The organism is Martinezella lusitana (assembly GCF_010668395.1).
Classification (GTDB): Bacteria; Pseudomonadota; Alphaproteobacteria; order Rhizobiales; family Rhizobiaceae; genus Rhizobium; species Rhizobium lusitanum_A.
In genome coordinates this window covers 1-17,159 of the sequence record NZ_WUEY01000034.1, presented here as the reverse complement: position 1 = coordinate 17,159, position 17,159 = coordinate 1, and the positions used below count along the sequence as shown (strand labels likewise).

The 17,159-nt window shown below is 59.8% G+C and carries 9 protein-coding genes and 5 pseudogenes; 6 read left to right on the top strand and 8 right to left on the bottom strand.

Annotated features, from left to right (window positions below):
- Positions 1-3: 3 nt before the first annotated feature.
- Positions 4-453, top strand: a pseudogene (locus GR212_RS34150) (aminotransferase class III-fold pyridoxal phosphate-dependent enzyme); the annotation flags it as partial.
- Positions 443-1,036: pseudogene (locus GR212_RS37405) on the top strand (3-oxoacyl-[acyl-carrier-protein] synthase III C-terminal domain-containing protein); the annotation flags it as partial. The pseudogenes GR212_RS34150 and GR212_RS37405, both read left to right, overlap by 11 nt.
- A 151-nt stretch (positions 1,037-1,187) precedes the next feature.
- Here the strand turns inward: GR212_RS37405 and GR212_RS34140 are convergent.
- From GR212_RS34140 to mdeB, 4 genes are all read right to left on the bottom strand, one after another.
- Complete coding sequence (locus GR212_RS34140) at positions 1,188-2,075, bottom strand: DMT family transporter (RefSeq protein WP_163993996.1); 888 nt, start codon at positions 2,073-2,075, stop codon at positions 1,188-1,190.
- Between the two features lie 173 nt (positions 2,076-2,248).
- Positions 2,249-3,982, bottom strand: coding sequence for a dihydrolipoyl dehydrogenase (gene lpdA / locus GR212_RS34135; protein WP_163993995.1), 1,734 nt, complete (start codon positions 3,980-3,982; stop codon positions 2,249-2,251).
- 39 nt (positions 3,983-4,021) lie between these two features.
- Positions 4,022-5,302, bottom strand: coding sequence for a dihydrolipoyllysine-residue acetyltransferase (gene aceF / locus GR212_RS34130; protein WP_163993992.1), 1,281 nt, complete (start codon positions 5,300-5,302; stop codon positions 4,022-4,024).
- A gap of 113 nt (positions 5,303-5,415) precedes the next feature.
- Entirely contained in the window at positions 5,416-8,097 is a 2,682-nt protein-coding gene (mdeB, locus tag GR212_RS34125; RefSeq protein WP_163994049.1) for an alpha-ketoglutarate dehydrogenase, read from the bottom strand.
- A gap of 132 nt (positions 8,098-8,229) precedes the next feature.
- Here mdeB and GR212_RS34120 point away from each other — a divergent pair, with 132 nt between their 5' ends.
- Positions 8,230-8,715, top strand: a complete 486-nt coding sequence (locus tag GR212_RS34120; protein WP_113335215.1) for an Lrp/AsnC family transcriptional regulator — start codon at positions 8,230-8,232, stop codon at positions 8,713-8,715.
- 240 nt (positions 8,716-8,955) lie between these two features.
- On the opposite strand, the gene GR212_RS34115 is transcribed toward GR212_RS34120, so the two are convergent.
- The 4 genes and pseudogenes from GR212_RS34115 to panC all read right to left on the bottom strand — a co-directional run bounded on the left by GR212_RS34115 (position 8,956) and on the right by panC (position 13,591).
- A complete protein-coding gene (locus GR212_RS34115) occupies positions 8,956-10,164 on the bottom strand; it encodes an MFS transporter (RefSeq protein ID WP_163993990.1) in 1,209 nt (402 codons plus the stop codon).
- Positions 10,165-10,442: 278 nt separating this feature from the next.
- Positions 10,443-11,183, bottom strand: coding sequence for an SDR family oxidoreductase (locus GR212_RS34110; RefSeq protein ID WP_113335227.1), 741 nt, complete (start codon positions 11,181-11,183; stop codon positions 10,443-10,445).
- Between the two features lie 725 nt (positions 11,184-11,908).
- Positions 11,909-12,674, bottom strand: a pseudogene (gene panB / locus GR212_RS34105) (3-methyl-2-oxobutanoate hydroxymethyltransferase).
- A gap of 47 nt (positions 12,675-12,721) precedes the next feature.
- Positions 12,722-13,591 (bottom strand): annotated as a pseudogene (gene panC, locus GR212_RS34100) (pantoate--beta-alanine ligase).
- Positions 13,592-14,766: 1,175 nt separating this feature from the next.
- On the opposite strand from panC, the gene cyoA reads away from it, so the two are divergent.
- The 3 genes and pseudogenes from cyoA to GR212_RS34085 form a co-directional block, all read left to right on the top strand.
- Positions 14,767-15,813, top strand: a complete 1,047-nt coding sequence (cyoA, locus tag GR212_RS34095; RefSeq protein WP_246726193.1) for a ubiquinol oxidase subunit II — start codon at positions 14,767-14,769, stop codon at positions 15,811-15,813.
- Positions 15,814-15,843: 30 nt separating this feature from the next.
- Positions 15,844-16,436 (top strand): annotated as a pseudogene (locus GR212_RS34090) (SCO family protein).
- Between the two features lie 110 nt (positions 16,437-16,546).
- Positions 16,547-17,159, top strand: a 613-nt coding sequence (locus GR212_RS34085; protein ID WP_204326883.1) for a cbb3-type cytochrome c oxidase subunit I, incomplete at its 3' end; no start/stop codon positions are given.

The following is a 17,159-nucleotide window of genomic DNA, read 5'->3' as shown; positions in this document are numbered from 1 at the left end:
CTCATGAAACCCTCGCCCGTCTGGCACCCGTTCACGCAGCACGCGCTGGAGCCCCGGATGGAGCGCATTGCCTCGACGGAAGGTGCCTATCTGTTCGACGAGCAGAGCCGGGCCTATCTGGACATGATCTCGTCCTGGTGGGTCATCACGCATGGTCATCGGCACCGGCCGATCATGGATGCGATCCGTGACGCGACCCGGCGCTTCGACCAGATCATATTTGCGGAATTTTCACATGAACCGGCCGAAATATTGGCGGCGGGCCTCATCGCGATCGCGCCGGCCGGGCTAAAACACGTCTTCTATTCCGACAGTGGCTCAACGTCGGTCGAGGTGGCGCTCAAGATGGCACTTGGCTTTTTCCATAATCATGGAGAAGGACGCGATCGCATCGTTGTTTTGGAACACAGCTACCACGGTGACACGATCGGCACGATGTCGGCACGGGCGCGCCGTCCTGGTCGTTGCAGCCAATATCCTCAGCCGTCGCATCAATCCTGCAGAACGGGCAACTGCGGTCGTGTTTGCGGATGCCGCTGCCGCCGTCTTACTCGTACCGAGTGCACATCCGAGACACGGGATCCTGTCGGTCGATCTTGCGACGAACGGCAGCGGCTACGACTTGATCAAGATCCCCGCCGGGGGCAGCAACCGGCCCTTCGCTCCTGATGTTCCGCGTGACGATTTCCTGATGACGATGCCAGATGGCCGTGAGGTCTATTCTCGCGCGGTCCGCTTGATGACGGAGACGTCGCTGCGGGCCTTGGCGCAAGCCGGGATTGCCGCGGGCGACGTCGATTGCTTTGTGCCGCATCAGGCCAATGCTCGGATGTTCGATACTGTTGCCGGCAATCTCGGCGTATCGCCTGAAAAAACCGTCCGCACGATCGAGATCTTTGGCAATTCGTCGGCGGCAACCATTCCGTTGTCGCTGTCGATCGCCCGCAACAGCAACCGGTTGGTCGAAGGCAAGACCCTGCTGCTGACGGCAGCCGGCGCGGGGATGATGGGTGGTGCCGTCGTGTTCGGTCTCTAGCACTGGTCGAGGCGCCGGCGAAATCCGCCGGCCGGTCCTGTGGGCCCTCAAGGCGGGTCGATGGGAAGCGTCGCGCCGGAACCGCTTGAGCAGTCCGAGCACGCCGCATTGCTCGCCTCTCAAACAAGCATGGGGGCTTTTCCGTCCCTGATTACTCGACGAGTGCCTTTCGGAGCTGGCGCCGATCGAGAACGACGATCGCAAGGCCGCTTGCAATGACGAGCAGAATGCCTGCCAGCGCCACCAGATTGGGCAAAGTGCCGAAAACGAGAATGCCCGCAATCAATGCCCAGAACGTGAAGAAATAGTAGAAGGGCGCGACATTGGCCGTCGGGCCGAGCCGATAGGCCATGAAAAGAAGATAATGCCCGCCGAACAGGAAGAGCCCCGATGCGGCCAGCAGCAGGAGATGGTGCGCGCCGGGAACGGCTGTCTCTTCAAAGATAAGGTGCATCGCGATTGCGCCGGCGAGGACAAGTATGCAAGCGCCGAAGGCCACCATGATCCCAGGAACATGGCCGGGGACGCGTCGGCCGACAAGGTCGCGCAACGCACCGAAGACCGCGTTGCCGATTGCAAGAAGCGCAAAGGAAGACAGCGTGCCTCTTCCCGGTTGGGCGACCAGCACGGCTCCGGCAAAGCCGATACCGATCAGCACCATCGACAGGACACTCAGACGCTCACCAAACATCAAGGATGCCCCGATGAGGACGACGAGCGGCGTGATCTGCGTGAGTGCGACGACATTGGCAATCGGCATGTTCGCCAATGCAAGGACGTAACAGAGGACACAGAGCAGTTCGATCAGGTTTCGCGCCGTCACCCAACGGTCGAAGACAACGGGCATCTGGCGCCACTTCCTCAGGACACTTAGGAGCAACATGCCCCAGCTCGTCGCAAATATTCCGCGCAGGGACAACACTTCGTAAGGCGGGAGCCCTGCGGTTGCGAGCTTCATGAATGTGTCGCTGACGATATAGGAGCCCATCGAGAGGACCATGAGAAGAGGACCACGATAGGAATGAGCCGCGCCGTGCATGTTAGGCCGATCTTTGTGACTGATTGTCTCGATGAGGGCTTGCGCCCCCGCTTTGGAGGCGCGCGGGAACAATGGTGTTTGCAGATGAATTGAATCGGCCAGATCGCTTCAACCGGAAAGGAAGGTCATGGCTGTCAACCGGTCACCGTCATCTGGGCAGAGAGCAAGGTCGCTCACGACCTTCTCGACGGCGGCAGGTCGGTGCAGCTGCCTTCGGCGACTTCGGCCGCCATGCCGATGGTTTCCCCGAGGGTTGGGTGAGGATGGATTGTCCTACCGATATCGACGGCATCGGCGCCGAGTTCGATTGCGAGACAAACTTCCCCGATCATGTCGCCGGCGTTTGGACCGATGATCGCGCCGCCGACAATGCGGCCGGTCTCGCTGGAGAATACCAGCTTCGTCATCCCGTATTCGGCTCCGTTGGCGATCGCACGTCCCGATGCGGCCCAAGGGAAACGTGCGACCTTGACCTTCATGCCGTTTTCCTTGGCTGAATCTTCCGTCACCCCCACCCAGGCGATTTCGGGATCGAGATAGGCGACACTTGGAATGACGACAGGTTCAAATGCTGTCTTGTGGCCCGCTGCGACTTCTGCGGCCACATGTCCCTCATGCACCGCCTTGTGGGCCAGCATCGGTTGACCGACGATATCGCCGATCGCAAATATGTGGGGAACATTCGTCCGCATTTCCTGATCGACAGCGATGAAACCGCGCTCGCCACGAATTTCGGCTGCAGCAAGATTGAGACTGTCGCCGTTCGGGCGACGCCCTGCTGCCTGAAGGATCAGATCGTAGTCGCCTTTGGCTTGATCTGCGTCGAACGTCGCGGTCAGAGATTCTTCGGAGGCGCTGACAGACTGAAGCCTTGTTGCCAGCATGATGCGATCGAAGCGATGAGCGTTTCGTTTTTGCCAAATCGAGACGAGATCGCGATCGACGCCTGCAAGCAGCCCGTCCAATTGCTCGACAACGTCAATCTTTGCGCCGAGCGCACTATAGACCGTCGCCATTTCGAGCCCGATGATGCCGCCGCCGATCACCAGCATCCGCGCCGGGATTGCCGCAAGCGCCAGTGCCCCTGTCGAATTGACGATGCGCGGGTCGCTCGGAAGGAAGGGAAGCGACACCGGCGTGGAACCGGCGGCGATGATGCAGAATGTGAAATCGACGCGTTGTTCGCTTCCGCCGGCTGAAACCAGCAGGTGGTGCGAGCCTGCAAACTGCGCCGTGCCGGTGATGCGCTCGACTTTGCGCATCTTCGCCATCTGCGCCAGTCCGTCGGTCAACTTGCGGATCGTTGCGTCCTTGAAGGCGCGCAGTTTGTCGATGTCGATCACCGGGGCGGGAAAGCTTACGCCATGCGCGCCGAGTCTTTCTGCCTCTTCCTTGATGGCCGCGACGTGGAGCAGCGCCTTCGAGGGAATGCAACCGACATTCAGGCAAACGCCGCCCAGGGTTTGGTAGTGTTCGATGAGCGCTACCCGCAAGCCGAGGTCGGCGGCGCGAAAGGCAGCAGAATAGCCGCCCGGACCGCCGCCGATCACGACGAGGTCGTAGGCTCCCTCGACGGCGGTGACCGCCGCGCCAGCCGACGGTTGTGCGGCGACTTCGACCGACGCTGATTGAGCAGCGATCGGCATCGGGGCTTCGGATTGCGGCGATCCGGCCAGTGCGAGCGTCGCCAGCAACGTGCCTTTTCCAACCTTGTCTCCGATTTTAATCTTGACGTCGCCTATCGTCCCGGCCGCGGGAGAAGGAATATCCATCGTCGCCTTGTCGGTCTCGACGGAGGCGACGGGCTGCTCGACGACAACGATATCGCCGGGTTTGACGAAGACCTCGGCAACCAGCACGTCTTTAAAGTCACCAAGATCGGGGATGAGAATTTCCACTGTTGTCATGCGGGCTCTTTCGCAAAAAAAGGACGTCGGGATGGACGATCAGAGGATGGCGCGGCGAAAATCACCAAGCAGGGCGGCCAGGTGCCCGAGGAATCGAGCAGCCGCGACACCGTCCACGACCCTGTGATCCCATGACAGGCTGACCGGCATGATCAGTCTTGGCTGGAAGGCCGTCCCGTCCCAGACCGGTTGCATCTGCGAACGCGCGGCGCCGAGAATGGCAACTTCCGGCGCGTTGATGATCGGCGTGAAGCCTGCCCCGCCAATACCGCCCAGCGACGAGACGGAAAAACAGCCACCCTCCATGTCGGTCGGCAGGAGTTTTCCTTGCCGCGCCTTCTCGGACAGTGCAGCCATCTCGTTGGCAATCTCGACGAGGCCCTTGCGGTCGCAATTGCGGATCACAGGCACCATCAAGCCTTTCGGCGTATCGACGGCAAATCCGATATGGACGTATTTTTTCTGGATCAGCGTATCGCCTTCATGCGAGGTGTTGAATCGCGGATAGGCAGCAAGCGCCAGGGCGGATGCCTTGATCAGGAAGGCGACCATCGTGAGCTTTATCGGGGGCTGGCGCTTTTCAGCGTTCAACGCCAGGCGGAAGGTTTCGAGATCTGTGACATCGGCGTTATCGAAATTCGTGACATGCGGAATGTTCAGCCAGTTGCGATGCAGGTTTGCACCGGAAATCTGTTGGATCCGCGACAACGGCACCCGATCGATTTCGCCATATTTGGCAAAATCGAAGGAAGGCATTGCCGGAATGCCCGATCCTGACGTTGCGCCGGCGACGGGCGTGGTGCCGGCCGCGGTGAGCTTGCCCTTGACGAAGGTCTGGACATCTTCGCGCAGGATGCGTCCCTTAGGGCCAGAGGCGGCGATCTCCTTGAGATCGACGCCGAGCTCGCGGGCAAATGCGCGCACCGAGGGTGTGGCATGTGTCGAGGCAGTGGAAAGTGCCACCGGGACTGTGCGGTCCGATTTCGCGGCGGGCGTTTCGACCTTGGCCGGCGCGCTCGTCTTTTGCGGCTCCTCCACCGGTTCGGCCTTCGCCGGCGAGGCGGACGCGCCCGTCCCCTCGCCCGCCTCTATGGTCAGAACCGGAACGCCCTTGGAGACCCTCCTGCCCACTTCGACCAAGAGGTCCACGACCGTGCCGGCCACAGGTGATGGCACTTCGATCGTGGCCTTGTCGGATTCCAAGACGATCAGGGGCTGATCCACGGTGACGGTGTCGCCGGGCTTGACCATGATCTCGACCACCGGAACGTCCTTGTAGTCGCCGATATCTGGTAACTCGATTGTCTGCTGAACGCCCATGGGCGCTTCCTCCTTCTTCGACACGTCGGGCCTGCAGACACCTCTCAGGGTCCTGGCCGGATCGCTTGCCGAAATCTCAACGGTTGTCGTCTACCCGGTTGGCGCGCCTGGGCTCAGCGCAGCCACGGCGCGGCACGCCCGCTTGCGAGCCCGTATTGGTCGATCGCCTTCGAAACTTTCTTTCGGTCGAATTTTCCCTCCGCGGCGAGGGCCGAAAGGGCAGCAACGACGATGTGGTGACGATCGACCTCGAAGAATGATCGCAGGGCCTGGCGGGTATCGCTTCGTCCGAAGCCGTCCGTCCCGAGCGCGACAAACCGGGCCGCAACATAGGACGCAATGAGCTGCGGATAGGCGCGGACGTAGTCCGTCGCGGCGATAATCGGTGCCGAACCGGATAGAAGGCTTTCGACATGGCTTTTGCGCGTTGCCGCATTCTGTCCGAAGATTTGCTCCCGTTCGATCTCACGAGCTTCGCGCGCCAGTTCGCTGAAACTCGTAACGCTGAAGACTTCGGCTTCGACGCCCCATTCGCTGTTCAGCAATTCGGCGGCTGCGACGACTTCCGGCAGGATTGCGCCTGAGCCGAGCAACCGGACGATCGCGATATCCTTGGGGCCGGCAAGGCGATACATGCCTTTGACGATCCCCTCCTCGATGCCGGCGGGCATTGAGGGTTGTGCGTAGCTCTCGTTCATCGCGGTGATGTAATAGAATTCGTCCTCGCCATCCTGGATCATCCGGCGTGCGCCATGATCAAGGATCACGGCCATCTCGTAGGCATAGCCCGGATCGTATGCCCGGCAATTGGGGATCATCGCCGCCATGACGTGGCTGTTTCCATCCTGATGCTGCAGCCCCTCCCCGCCAAGCGTTGTACGGCCGGCCGTGGCGCCGATCAGGAAGCCGCGCGCCCTTTGATCGGCGGCAGCCCAAATCAGATCGCCGATCCGTTGGAAACCGAACATGGAATAGTAGATGTAGAAGGGCAGCATCGGATAACCGTGGACGCTGTACGCGGTGGCTGCCGCCACCCAGGAAGAAACCGCCCCCGCTTCGGTGATGCCTTCCTCCAAGAGCTGACCATCGACGGATTCCTTGTAGTACAGCATCGATCCGGCATCCTCCGGCTCGTAAAGCTGGCCGACCGGTGAGTAGATGCCGACCTGGCGGAACAGGTTGTCCATGCCGAAGGTACGCGCTTCGTCGGCGACGATCGGCACGATGCGAGGCCCGAAATCCTTGCTTTTGAGCAGATTGCTGAACAACCGCACGACGGCGACCGTCGTCGACATGTCCTTGCCGTCCGCCTTGACGGCAAAATCCGCGTAGCTCGCAAAGGCCGGAACCGAAACCGCGTCGGCAGACCGTTGCCGCTTCGGCAGATAGCCGCCGAGGGCGGCGCGTCGGTTTCGCAAATAGGTGAGCTCGGCCGAATCTTCGCCCGGGCGGAAGAATTCGAGCTTTTCGACCTGCTCGTTGGTCAGCGGGAGATTGAACTTGTCGCGGAACGCGAGCAAGGCATCGATATCAAGCTTTTTTGCCTGATGCGCGGTCATGCGGGATTCGCCCGCCCCGCCCATGCCGTAGCCTTTCTTGGTCTTCGCGAGGATGACGGTCGGACGGCCCTTCGTCGCTTTGGCAGCGTCGAAGGCTGCGTAGAGCTTGCGGAAATCGTGGCCGCCGCGCTTTAGCTGATCGATATCCTTGTCCGACATATGGGCAACAAGTTTTCGCACCTCGGGGTCGCCATCGAAGAAATGGGCGAGATTATAGGCGCCGTCCTTGGCCCCAAGGGTTTGGTACTTGCCATCGACCGTCTCCGCAAAGCGCTTGAGGAGGTTGTGGTTTTCGTCGCGCGCGAAAATCGGATCCCATTCCGAACCCCAAAGGACCTTGATGACATTCCATCCGGCGCCTTTAAATAGGCTTTCCAACTCCTGGATGATCTGCCCATTGCCGCGCACGGGGCCGTCGAGACGCTGCAGATTGCAATTGATGATGAACGTCAGGTTGTCCAGCTTCTCGCGAGCGGCCAACGACAGGGCCGCGATTGATTCCGGCTCGTCCATTTCGCCGTCGCCGAACACGCCCCACACATGCTGGGGATCGGTATCTTGCAGCTTGCGGTCGCGCATGTAGCGCATGAAGCGAGCCTGGTAGATGGCGCTGATCGGCCCGATGCCCATCGAACCCGTCGGAAACTGCCAGAAGTCGGGCATCAGCCAGGGGTGCGGGTAGGAGCACAGACCCTCGCCGGCGATTTCCTGGCGATAGTGCGCGAGATGATCTGCGCTCAAGCGCCCTTCGAGGAAGGCACGCGCATAGACGCCCGGCGCAGAGTGGGGCTGGAAGAACACGAGGTCGCCGCCGTGATCGGCACTCTTGGCGTGGAAGAAATGGTTGAAGCCGATCTCGAAGATTTCCGCCGCGGACGCGTAGCTTGCGACATGGCCGCCGAGCTCGCCATAGGCGCGGTTGGCGCGCACGACCATTGCCAATGCGTTCCAACGGATGATCGAGGTGATGCGCTCTTCCATGGCCAGATCACCTGGAAAGGGCGGCTGTTTGTCGAGTTCGATCGTGTTGCGGTATGGGGAGTAAGGAGGGCTTTCCTCGACGACACCGATCTCCTTCGCCCTGCGGTCGAGCGCGTCCAACAGGAAACGTGCACGGCGACCGCCTTCCGTCTTGGTGACGGATTCCAGCGACTGGAGCCAGTCCGAGGTCTCGGCCGGATCGGGATCACCGGCGGTCAGTGCATGTGCGTTCGTTTGACTGGAAATGGCATCCATCATCATTCCTCCTATTTAGAACACTTGTACCATAAACCGGTAAGCGTATTATGCCGGAAATGACCCGGAATACGTGGTGTCCGGCAGATCATGCGGCATTCGCTAAGATCTTCAGCATAGAATGGGGATGGAATGAAACTTGACGGCTTTGATCGCAAAATACTTGCGGAGCTTCAAAAATCGAGCAAGCTGACCAATGTCGAGCTCGCCTCACGTGTTGGGCTGTCGCCTTCGCCCTGCCTTGCCCGCGTCAAGGCGCTCGAGAACGCCGGCATCGTCAAAGACTATGTGGCGCTTCTGGATTCCGAGAAGCTTGGCGGGACGGTCAGCGTCTTCATCCATGTCACACTGGAAAGGCAGTCCGAGCCCGTCCTTGACGTATTTGAGACGACCGTCAGCCGACTGCCTGAAGTGATGGAGTGCTATCTTATGTCAGGAGACGCGGACTATCTGTTGCGCGTCGTCGTGCGTGACACCGTCGCGCTCAAGGATTTTATCCTCGACAAACTGACGCGCACACCTGGCGTTGCGAATATCAGGTCAAGCTTCGCCTTGAAGCAGGTTAAATACAACACGTCGCTCCCGATTGCCGAATTGTGGCCGGCAATCTCGCGATAAATATTGACGCCCTGGGGCGGCCGGAGACAATGCGCGAGAGCGCCGCGCTGAACGTGCGATGGACGTCAAGAGCCGGCGGCGCGTGCTCGTCTCGGCGAACCATGGGACGGTCGAAAGCCGATATCGATCGGCTCTCACGCGGTCGGAAACGAGCGGTCAGGAAAATTCCTGCCATGTGTATTCACCCCACGTGTATTCACCTCGGTCGCGGCAGAAAAGCAAACGCGGATACCGTCCTGGTCAACGCCCTCGTGGCGCGAGCGCATAGGTTGCGATCAGGGCGCAGCCGATGGTGATTGCCCCCGAATAGATCGTTGCCGATATGCCGGTGGCGTCCATCAGCAAGCCTCCGGCAAGGGATCCTGCCGCGACCGCGGCTTGGACCAAGCCAATGTAAAGGGCCGAACCGCTTTCCATCGACTTGGATGCGGCATCCAAAACCCAGGATTGGAGCAGCATTGGGATAGGTCCGTACGCGGCACCCCAGAGGCAGACCAGCGCGACTGCGGCGAATGGTTGGCCATATGTCATCGGAAGAAGTCCGATGGCGACGAACATGAGGGCGATCGCAACAAGCAAAGGCCGCCGGTAACCTCGACTGACGGCCCAGCCGCCAAGCAGGTTTCCAAAAAATCCTGCAATTCCCGAGCCGACCAGCACGATGGCGACGACATTCGGCTCGAGGCCGGATATTTGGACGAGCAGCGGGGTGACGTAGGTATAGGCCGCGAAATAGCCGAAGAAGACTAGAATGGCCACAGACAGGACGCTACGAGCGGCCGGATTGTTGAGGAGCGCCGGAAGGTCCGACCAGAGGATGCGAGATAGCGGCGGCAGTTTCGGCATGACGGCGAACAACAGCAGCAGCAGGATGGCGGAGACCGCCGCAGAGACGCCAAATGAAAGTCGCCACCCAAAGGCATTACCCAGGAAGGTCCCGAGCGGCACACCCGCAACGGAGCCAACGTAAATGCCCGCGAAGATGATCGAGGTTGCTTTTCCAGCCGAGGCGCGTTGAACCAGCCTCGGACCGAGGGCGGCGCCAATCGCCCAGAAGCCTCCCAGTCCCATGCCCAGGAAGAACCGTCCGATGAGGACGATGACGAAATCTGAAGCGACCGCCGTCAGGAGGTTTGAAAGCAGAAGCAAGACGATCAATATGCAAAGAACAGTGCGCCGGTCCAATCTACCCGTGATGACCGTCAGAACCGGAGCCATGAAGGCTGCCGTCACACCGGGCATCGTGACCATTAACCCTGCTTTGCCCTCCGACACGCCGAGATCCGACGCCATTTCGGTCAGCAAACCGACCGGAAGGAATTCTGCCGTGACGAAGGCAAAAATCCCAAGTGCAACGGCAAAAACAGAGGTCCATGCGAGGGGGCCGTTTGAAATTTCTTCCTCGCGAACGGTCGCGCCATCCGCAATCTCGGCGTCGTAGGATGACAAGTATAGTTCCTTTCATTGATCTGAATGGGGAGGTCTTCGGGCCGTGCCATCTGAGGCAAACGTCAAGAGGCTGCTGCGAACGGAGCGGATGCCTCTCGGGTCGCTGATGAGCCAGGCTGTCGCCGGATCTGCATCGCCGAACGATCGCTGCGTCACGGTGACGGCGCGATGCGACATTGCTGTTGCACCGCGCCTTGTTGGCAAAGCAGGACGAGCGGAAATCTTATCGATTGCGCAGGTCGGACCGATTGCCGGCTAGGACATCCAAAACAATTGGATCAAGCGTTCATGCCGCCGTCCACGTTCAGACCCGTGCCGGTAATGTGCCTTGCGGCCGGGCTTGCGATGAATGCGACCGCCGCTGCGACATCCTTGTCCGTGCCATATCGGCCGAGGGCGATCTGCGCGCGCATGGCTTCGGCCCCCGGTGCATCCGGTGGGCTCATGTCGGTCTCGGTTGGGCCGGGGTGAATAAGATTAACGGTAATCCCCCTCGGCCCCAGTTCACGCGAGAGACCGCGGGTAAAGGACAGGAGCGCGGATTTCGACATTGAATAGACCGCGACCTGCTGGAACGCCACGCGCTCGGCGAGACACGAGCCGATCGTCACGATCCTGCCGCCCTCCTTAAGGTGTGGAATGGCGGCTTGCGAGGCGAGCACGACGGCGCGGATGTTGACCGCGAGGATCTTGTCGATGTGTTCGAGCTGCATCTCCTCGACCAGACCCATGAACAGCACGCCGGCGTTGTTGACCAGAATGTCCAATCCGCCAAGCAACGTGGCAGCTTCATCGACCGATCGCTTTACGTCGCCGGCGTCTGCGCTGTCGGCTTTGATCGCAAAAGCACGCCGACCCTTAGCCTTGATCTTGCGAACCAGTTCGGCGGCGACCTCGGTCGAACTGACATAGGTGAAGGCGATGTCGGCGCCGCGTTCGGCAAGATCGAGGGCGATCGCCGCGCCAATGCCGCGGGCGGCCCCAGTGATCAGGGCGCGCTTGTTTAGAAATTCGGTCATCATGATCCTTTCACATAAGTAATCCCATGCGGACTGGGAGTGGTTCCGCTTGCCTGAAGGCAGGGATTTTTCCGCTCTGCTCAAAATGGGCAGGAGGTGCACTGTCTTGTGGTGTTCGGAGTATCTACGGACCTCACCGCAGCAACAGCCAGCCGAGGAGTGCCGCATCGGCATTCGGGTCTCGCCGTTGTTGTGGCTTGGCCGGCGCATGCGTCAGTCGTCACCGTGCCGAGCGATCGTCGGCCATCCAACCGGGCACTCCTCAAGAAATTACCGCACCCGCATCGCCATGCTCCGATCCGTTGCGTGAAATCATCTCGAAGGCTGCGTCGTTTCGATCCGAGGTCGGAATAGGACGAATCGTTCGTGACGAATACGACATTCTTCCCTCGAAAACGGTCGCGGGTTTCCTGCCGGATTGAAATGAGACATTGCGGTGGCAACCATGCCGAGGCTGGCGCCCGGCCAGAGGGCCCGGCGCGGCAACAGATCCTTGCATCTGATCCATGGTAGAGATGGCTCAGTTTCTGAGGCGCGACAGACTGGGTCGGGCGCCAGCGCGGGACGGACAAGGATCGCGGATCTCCCTAAGCGATCCTTAAAACAGCAAAAGATGCATGCACGCGGGCCATTTCCTGTCCCAGCCAATCCTCAGCGTGCCGGCCTGCAGACAGCCGCGATCGCCCGCAAGCATCAAGGCCTTCCGTCACTTGCCTCTGATCACGTCATTTTTTTCCAGAAGTATGTTCGGGCGCCGGAAAGGAGCGCGAACGCACGTCGTCGGCGTAGTGTGCGGCCGCCTGCGCAATGCGTTCGGCGAGTTCGTCATACCTTTTGACGAAGCGGGGTTTGAAGTCATTGAACGAGCCGAGCATATCGTCGGAGACGAGTATCTGCCCGTCGCATGCCGACGACGCACCAATGCCGATCGTCGGAACCTTCAGTGTTCCGGTGATCTCGCGGGCCAGTGGCTCCGCCGTTCCTTCAATGACAAGGCCGAAAGCGCCCGCGTCGGCGATCGCGTGGGCGTCTTGACGTATCTTGGACGCCTCGACGTCGGAGTGACGAGCGAGCGGTAACCGCCCGTCGCATGCACGAGCTGTGGCATCAGTCCCACATGGCCGAGGACCGGAATGCCGCGCTTTGACAGGAAGGAGACGGTTTCGGCCATTTCTTCGCCGCCTTCGAGCTTGACGGAATCACATCCCGTTTCCTGCAGGATCCGAACGGCATTGCGAAAGGCTAGCTCTTTCGTTTCCTGATAGGTGCCAAACGGCATATCGACTGTAACGCAGGCCCTGCTGGCGCCACGCACGACGGCCCGACCATGCGCGATCATCAGGTCGAGTGTCACGCTAGTGGTCGTTTCCATCCCGTAAAGCACTTGCCGAGCGAATCCCCGACCAACAGCAGGTCGCAATGCTCATCGAGCAGGCGCGCGATCGGGGTCGTATAGGCCGTCAGGCAGACGATCGGGCGCGAACCCTTCATGGCGCGAATGCCAGGGGGTGACAGCCGCTTGGTGGATGATGGTGTGCTCACGCTGCAGCTCCCGTGCTTCGATTGGCCGCCACGACACGGTTATCAAGGAGACGCGTGGTCCCGAACCGGACAAAGAGGGCAATGACGATCGGACGATCGATTGACGAGACAGGTTGAAGGGTTGTTGCGTCTCGGACCTCTATGACTTCCGGTTTTGCCAAGGGTTCACGACTGAGAAACGCCGCGAGCTTGCTTCAAAGATCATCGGCACTTGAAACGCCTGATGCCACGAGCCGCTCGGCCTCGTCGAGCGCCCGCGGCACAATGACCGCAGCCTTTCTTTCGAGCCCACTGAGATAAACGTTGCGCGATGAAAGAGCGAGACCGTCGCTGTCGCGCATCGTGGGCACGCGGATGATCTCGACCGGGATTGCGAGATCGTCCACCATTTGCTCGATGATCACAACCTGCTGATAGTCCTTTTCGCCGAAATAGGCCCTGTCGGGCTAAACAATGTTGAGGATTTTGCAGACGACCGTTGCGACGCCGGCAAAGTGCCCGGGCCGGACCGAGCCTTCCAACAGCCCGCCAAGCACGGGAACATCGACCACCGTCAGCATAGGGCGCGGGTACATGTCTTCGACGGTCGGAGCAAACAGGATATCAACGCCCGCCTCCCTGAGCATTGTGCCGTCGCGCTCGAGATCCCGGGGATATTTCGTCAGATCCTCGTTGGGGCCAAATTGCAGAGGATTGACGAAAATCGAGGCAACGACGATGTCATTTGCGGCGCGCGCACGGGCCATCAGCTCCATATGCCCGGCATGCAGATAGCCCATTGTCGGGACCAACCCGACCGTGCGCCCCTCTCCCCTCAGGCCTGCGAGCGCGTGGCGTAGCGCTTCGATGCTTGCATAAACCTTCATTCCGTCTCCTCCTCCGGTTTCGGGCCGACACAAAAACGGCAAGAGAAGAACGACGTCAATCGGGCGCAAAACATAATATCGATTAGATAAGCTGCATGTTGACAAGCTCTCCTTATTCGGGCCTTGGGCATGGGGATTGGAACATAATGCCACTTCTATGACTGGCCGCTCCATCGCCATGCGCATCGTCCCCTCATCCTCGCCCGGCTGCTGCCGGGTCTGACAGAGCTACGCGGTTCACAAGTTCGCTGCCGATCTTCCTTCGATTCAAGAGACAGCGCCCGCATGCGCCCCGTCCATCGACAAGGGGCAAGCAGACGCATGTCAGCCGTTCCTTTCGGACAAAGACACCTCAGATCGCGTCATAATGCTCGATTTGCGGGTCGGCGCCGACGGCCTCGTGTTGCGTTGCGAAGCGATCATCGTTAACGCTGTCGATGAGCAGCGCGTGTCGGAAGCCTCCTGGTGCAAGATCGCAACCTTGCACTCTTCGCCGTCGCTTTGGATACTAAAAAACACGAAGTTATATCAGTGGCTTGCGAAGGGCTTCGATCAAGGGCGAATGTTTAGACGCCGCGGGTGCCATCCGCGGGTTCGGATGAATGAGGGATGCAGGGCCGTGTTTTTCGAACGGATGATCGTAACCAGGTACTTACGCATTCTATGCGTGCTGGCCCTGGCATCCGTTGGTTTCGGCCATCAATTCAGTCCGGTTTTGCTCTTGCAGCAGCGGATCGATGCGGCGGCCGAATTCGCTCTGCCCGACGGCTCTATCCCGTCGCTTTGCGAAAACGACAAAAGTTCTGGCGGAAAGCAACCGGCAGGTTTTGCGCAAAGTTGCGAGGCCTGCAGGATTATCGCATCCGTCCTTCTGCCTCCGCCTTCGGATCAATGCGGTCGGCGGATTGCGTTCTCGCTGCAGCCTGCGTTGCCTGGCGCACGTCCGACACCGCTCTATCCCTTCGTGCCTCCGAAATCGCGGCCGCGCGCGCCGCCGCGTTCAGTCCAATTGGTCTGATCCTTCGGGATAAAACCCACATTCAGGACCGGCGCCCTCCGCGCCAACAAATTTTCGGAACATCTTTATGATCGCACCTTCTCTGCCGAGGGCCGCCGTTGATCACGCATGTCGAACGCTAAGATCGTTCGCGCGGATCACGGTGCGCCTTTCTCTCATGCCGCTCTTCGCCTCGCTGGCGGGTTGCAACCTGGTGGTGATGGCGCCGTCAGGTGATGTCGCCGCACAGCAACGTGACCTCATTGTCATCTCCACCGTGCTGATGCTTCTGATCATCGTGCCGGTGATCATGCTGACCCTGTTTTTTGCGTTTCGTTATCGCAGTTCTAATACTTCCGCGCCCTATGATCCTGAATGGCATCATTCCACGCGACTGGAAATCATCGTTTGGTCGGCTCCACTCGCCATCATTATCGCCCTTGGGACGATCACATGGATCAGCACGCATAAGCTCGACCCATACCGCCAACTTGACCGGATCGACGCCGACCGAATGGTCACCCCGGACGTCAAGCCGCTCACGGTCGAAGTCGTGGCCATGGATTGGAAGTGGTTGTTTGTCTATCCCGACCTCAAAATAGCGACCGTCAACGAATTGGCTGCGCCTGTTGATGTTCCCATCAACTTCAAGATCACCGCCTCGACGGTCATGAACTCGTTTTACATCCCCGCACTTGCCGGACAGATCTATGCGATGGCCGGCATGGAAACAAAGATGCATGCCGTCATCAATCACGTGGGCATCTACGACGGTTTTTCCGCAAACTACAGCGGGCCCGGGTTTTCCCAGATGCGCTTCAAGTTCCACGGAATGGAAAAGGATGACTTCGACCGTTGGGTCGCAAGAGTGCGAAACGGCGGTGTTGCGTTGACGCGACCTGTCTATCGCGATCTCGACCTTCCGAGCCAAAACGATCCCGTGCGGTACTACGCAAGGGTCGAAGACGGCCTCTACGATGCCATCCTGAACATGTGCACGGATCCATCGAAAATGTGTCTCAACGAAATGTACGACCTCGATGCCAGGGGTGGCGGCGGCATGGAGTCGGTCAACAACGTCTTCAGACTCACCTACGATCGCGAGCGAACATGGGGGGCAAATGGGCGCAGCTCGCTGCCCTTCGTCGTCGCGCGGTGCACACCAACCGGTTCTGGTCCTGGCGGCAGCGAAGTGCTTCCGCCAGCAGCGAAGCTCAGCTTCTAAGCCGTCCAGCCATCTATCAAGGTGCATACCATGATCAACAGGAAAACGTTCCTCTCCGTCGTTATCGGCTTTGCCGTGCTCGCGGGTGTGAGTGCCGCCGGCTATGTCTCGAAGATGCCGGCGGGCAAACAGGAGCCCGCGTCGTCAGGTTTCGGGGCGAGCTTTCGCCTGATCGCTGACAACGGCCAACCGATTACCGAGGCTGCGTTGAAGGGACATCCGTCGCTTGTCTTTTTCGGGTTTACGCATTGCCCTGAAATCTGCCCGACAACGCTTTTTGAGATGTCTGGTTGGTTCAAGACGCTTGGACCAGGCGCCAAGGACCTGCACGCCTTCTTCTTCTCGGTCGATCCGGAGCGGGACACGCCCGAAACAATGCGGACATATGTCTCCTCGTTCAGCGACAAGGTGACGGGCATAACCGGCGATCCGGCGGAGGTTCAACGCGTGATCAAGGGATGGCGGATCTACGCCAAGAAAGTTCCGACCGACGATGGTGATTATACAATGGACCATACGGCCTCGGTTCTCCTTGTCGATGCAACGGCGATCTCAAAGGCACAATTGCCTATCGAGAGAGCGCGGATTCGGCGGTCGATAAAACCCGCAAGCTGCTCAAGTGACGAGAGCCCATCCGTAGCTTTCTCAATTCGTGTCCTGCCAGGACGGCGTTTTTCCGTACCGGCGGCAAAAATCGGTGACGCAAACCCGTCGCCACCATGGGGCCTATCCAATGTTTTCCAATCCTGACCTCCTGAAGTTCATCTTCGGCCGGCTGACGCTCGACTCCATCCCGTATCACGAGCCGATCCTCGTCGCGACCTTCATCGGCGTCGCCATCGGCGGTATCGCCGTTCTCGGCCTGCTGACCTATTTCCGCCTCTGGGGCTTCCTCTGGAAGGAGTGGTTCACCAGCATCGATCACAAGAAGATCGGCATCATGTACGTGGTGCTGGCGCTGATCATGCTGCTGCGCGGCTTTTCGGACGCGCTGCTCATGCGCGTGCAGCAGGCCATCGCCTTCAACGGTTCCGAGGGCTACCTGCCGCCGCACCATTACGACCAGATCTTCACCGCCCACGGCGTCATCATGATCTTTTTCGTGGCGATGCCCTTCGTCACCGGCCTGATGAACCTCGTCGTGCCGCTGCAGATCGGCGCGCGCGACGTGTCCTTCCCGTTCCTGAACAACTTCTCGTTCTGGATGACGACGGCCGGCGCGATCATCATCATGATCTCGCTCTTCATCGGCGAATTCGCAAAGACCGGCTGGCTCGCCTATCCGCCGCTTTCCGGCATCGCCTACAGTCCCGACGTCGGCGTCGATTATTATATCTGGGGCCTGC

Bases quoted from the DNA above. Each gene is read 5' to 3' on its own strand.
- aceF (WP_163993992.1), bottom strand. From the start codon at position 5,302: ATGGGCGTTCAGCAGACAATCGAGTTACCAGATATCGGCGACTACAAG.
- GR212_RS34140 (WP_163993996.1), bottom strand. From the start codon at position 2,075: ATGCACGGCGCGGCTCATTCCTATCGTGGTCCTCTTCTCATGGTCCTC.
- mdeB (WP_163994049.1), bottom strand. From the start codon at position 8,097: ATGGATGCCATTTCCAGTCAAACGAACGCACATGCACTGACCGCCGGT.
- lpdA (WP_163993995.1), bottom strand. From the start codon at position 3,982: ATGACAACAGTGGAAATTCTCATCCCCGATCTTGGTGACTTTAAAGAC.
- cyoA (WP_246726193.1), top strand. From the start codon at position 14,767: ATGCCGCTCTTCGCCTCGCTGGCGGGTTGCAACCTGGTGGTGATGGCG.
- GR212_RS34110 (WP_113335227.1), bottom strand. From the start codon at position 11,183: ATGACCGAATTTCTAAACAAGCGCGCCCTGATCACTGGGGCCGCCCGC.
- GR212_RS34120 (WP_113335215.1), top strand. From the start codon at position 8,230: ATGAAACTTGACGGCTTTGATCGCAAAATACTTGCGGAGCTTCAAAAA.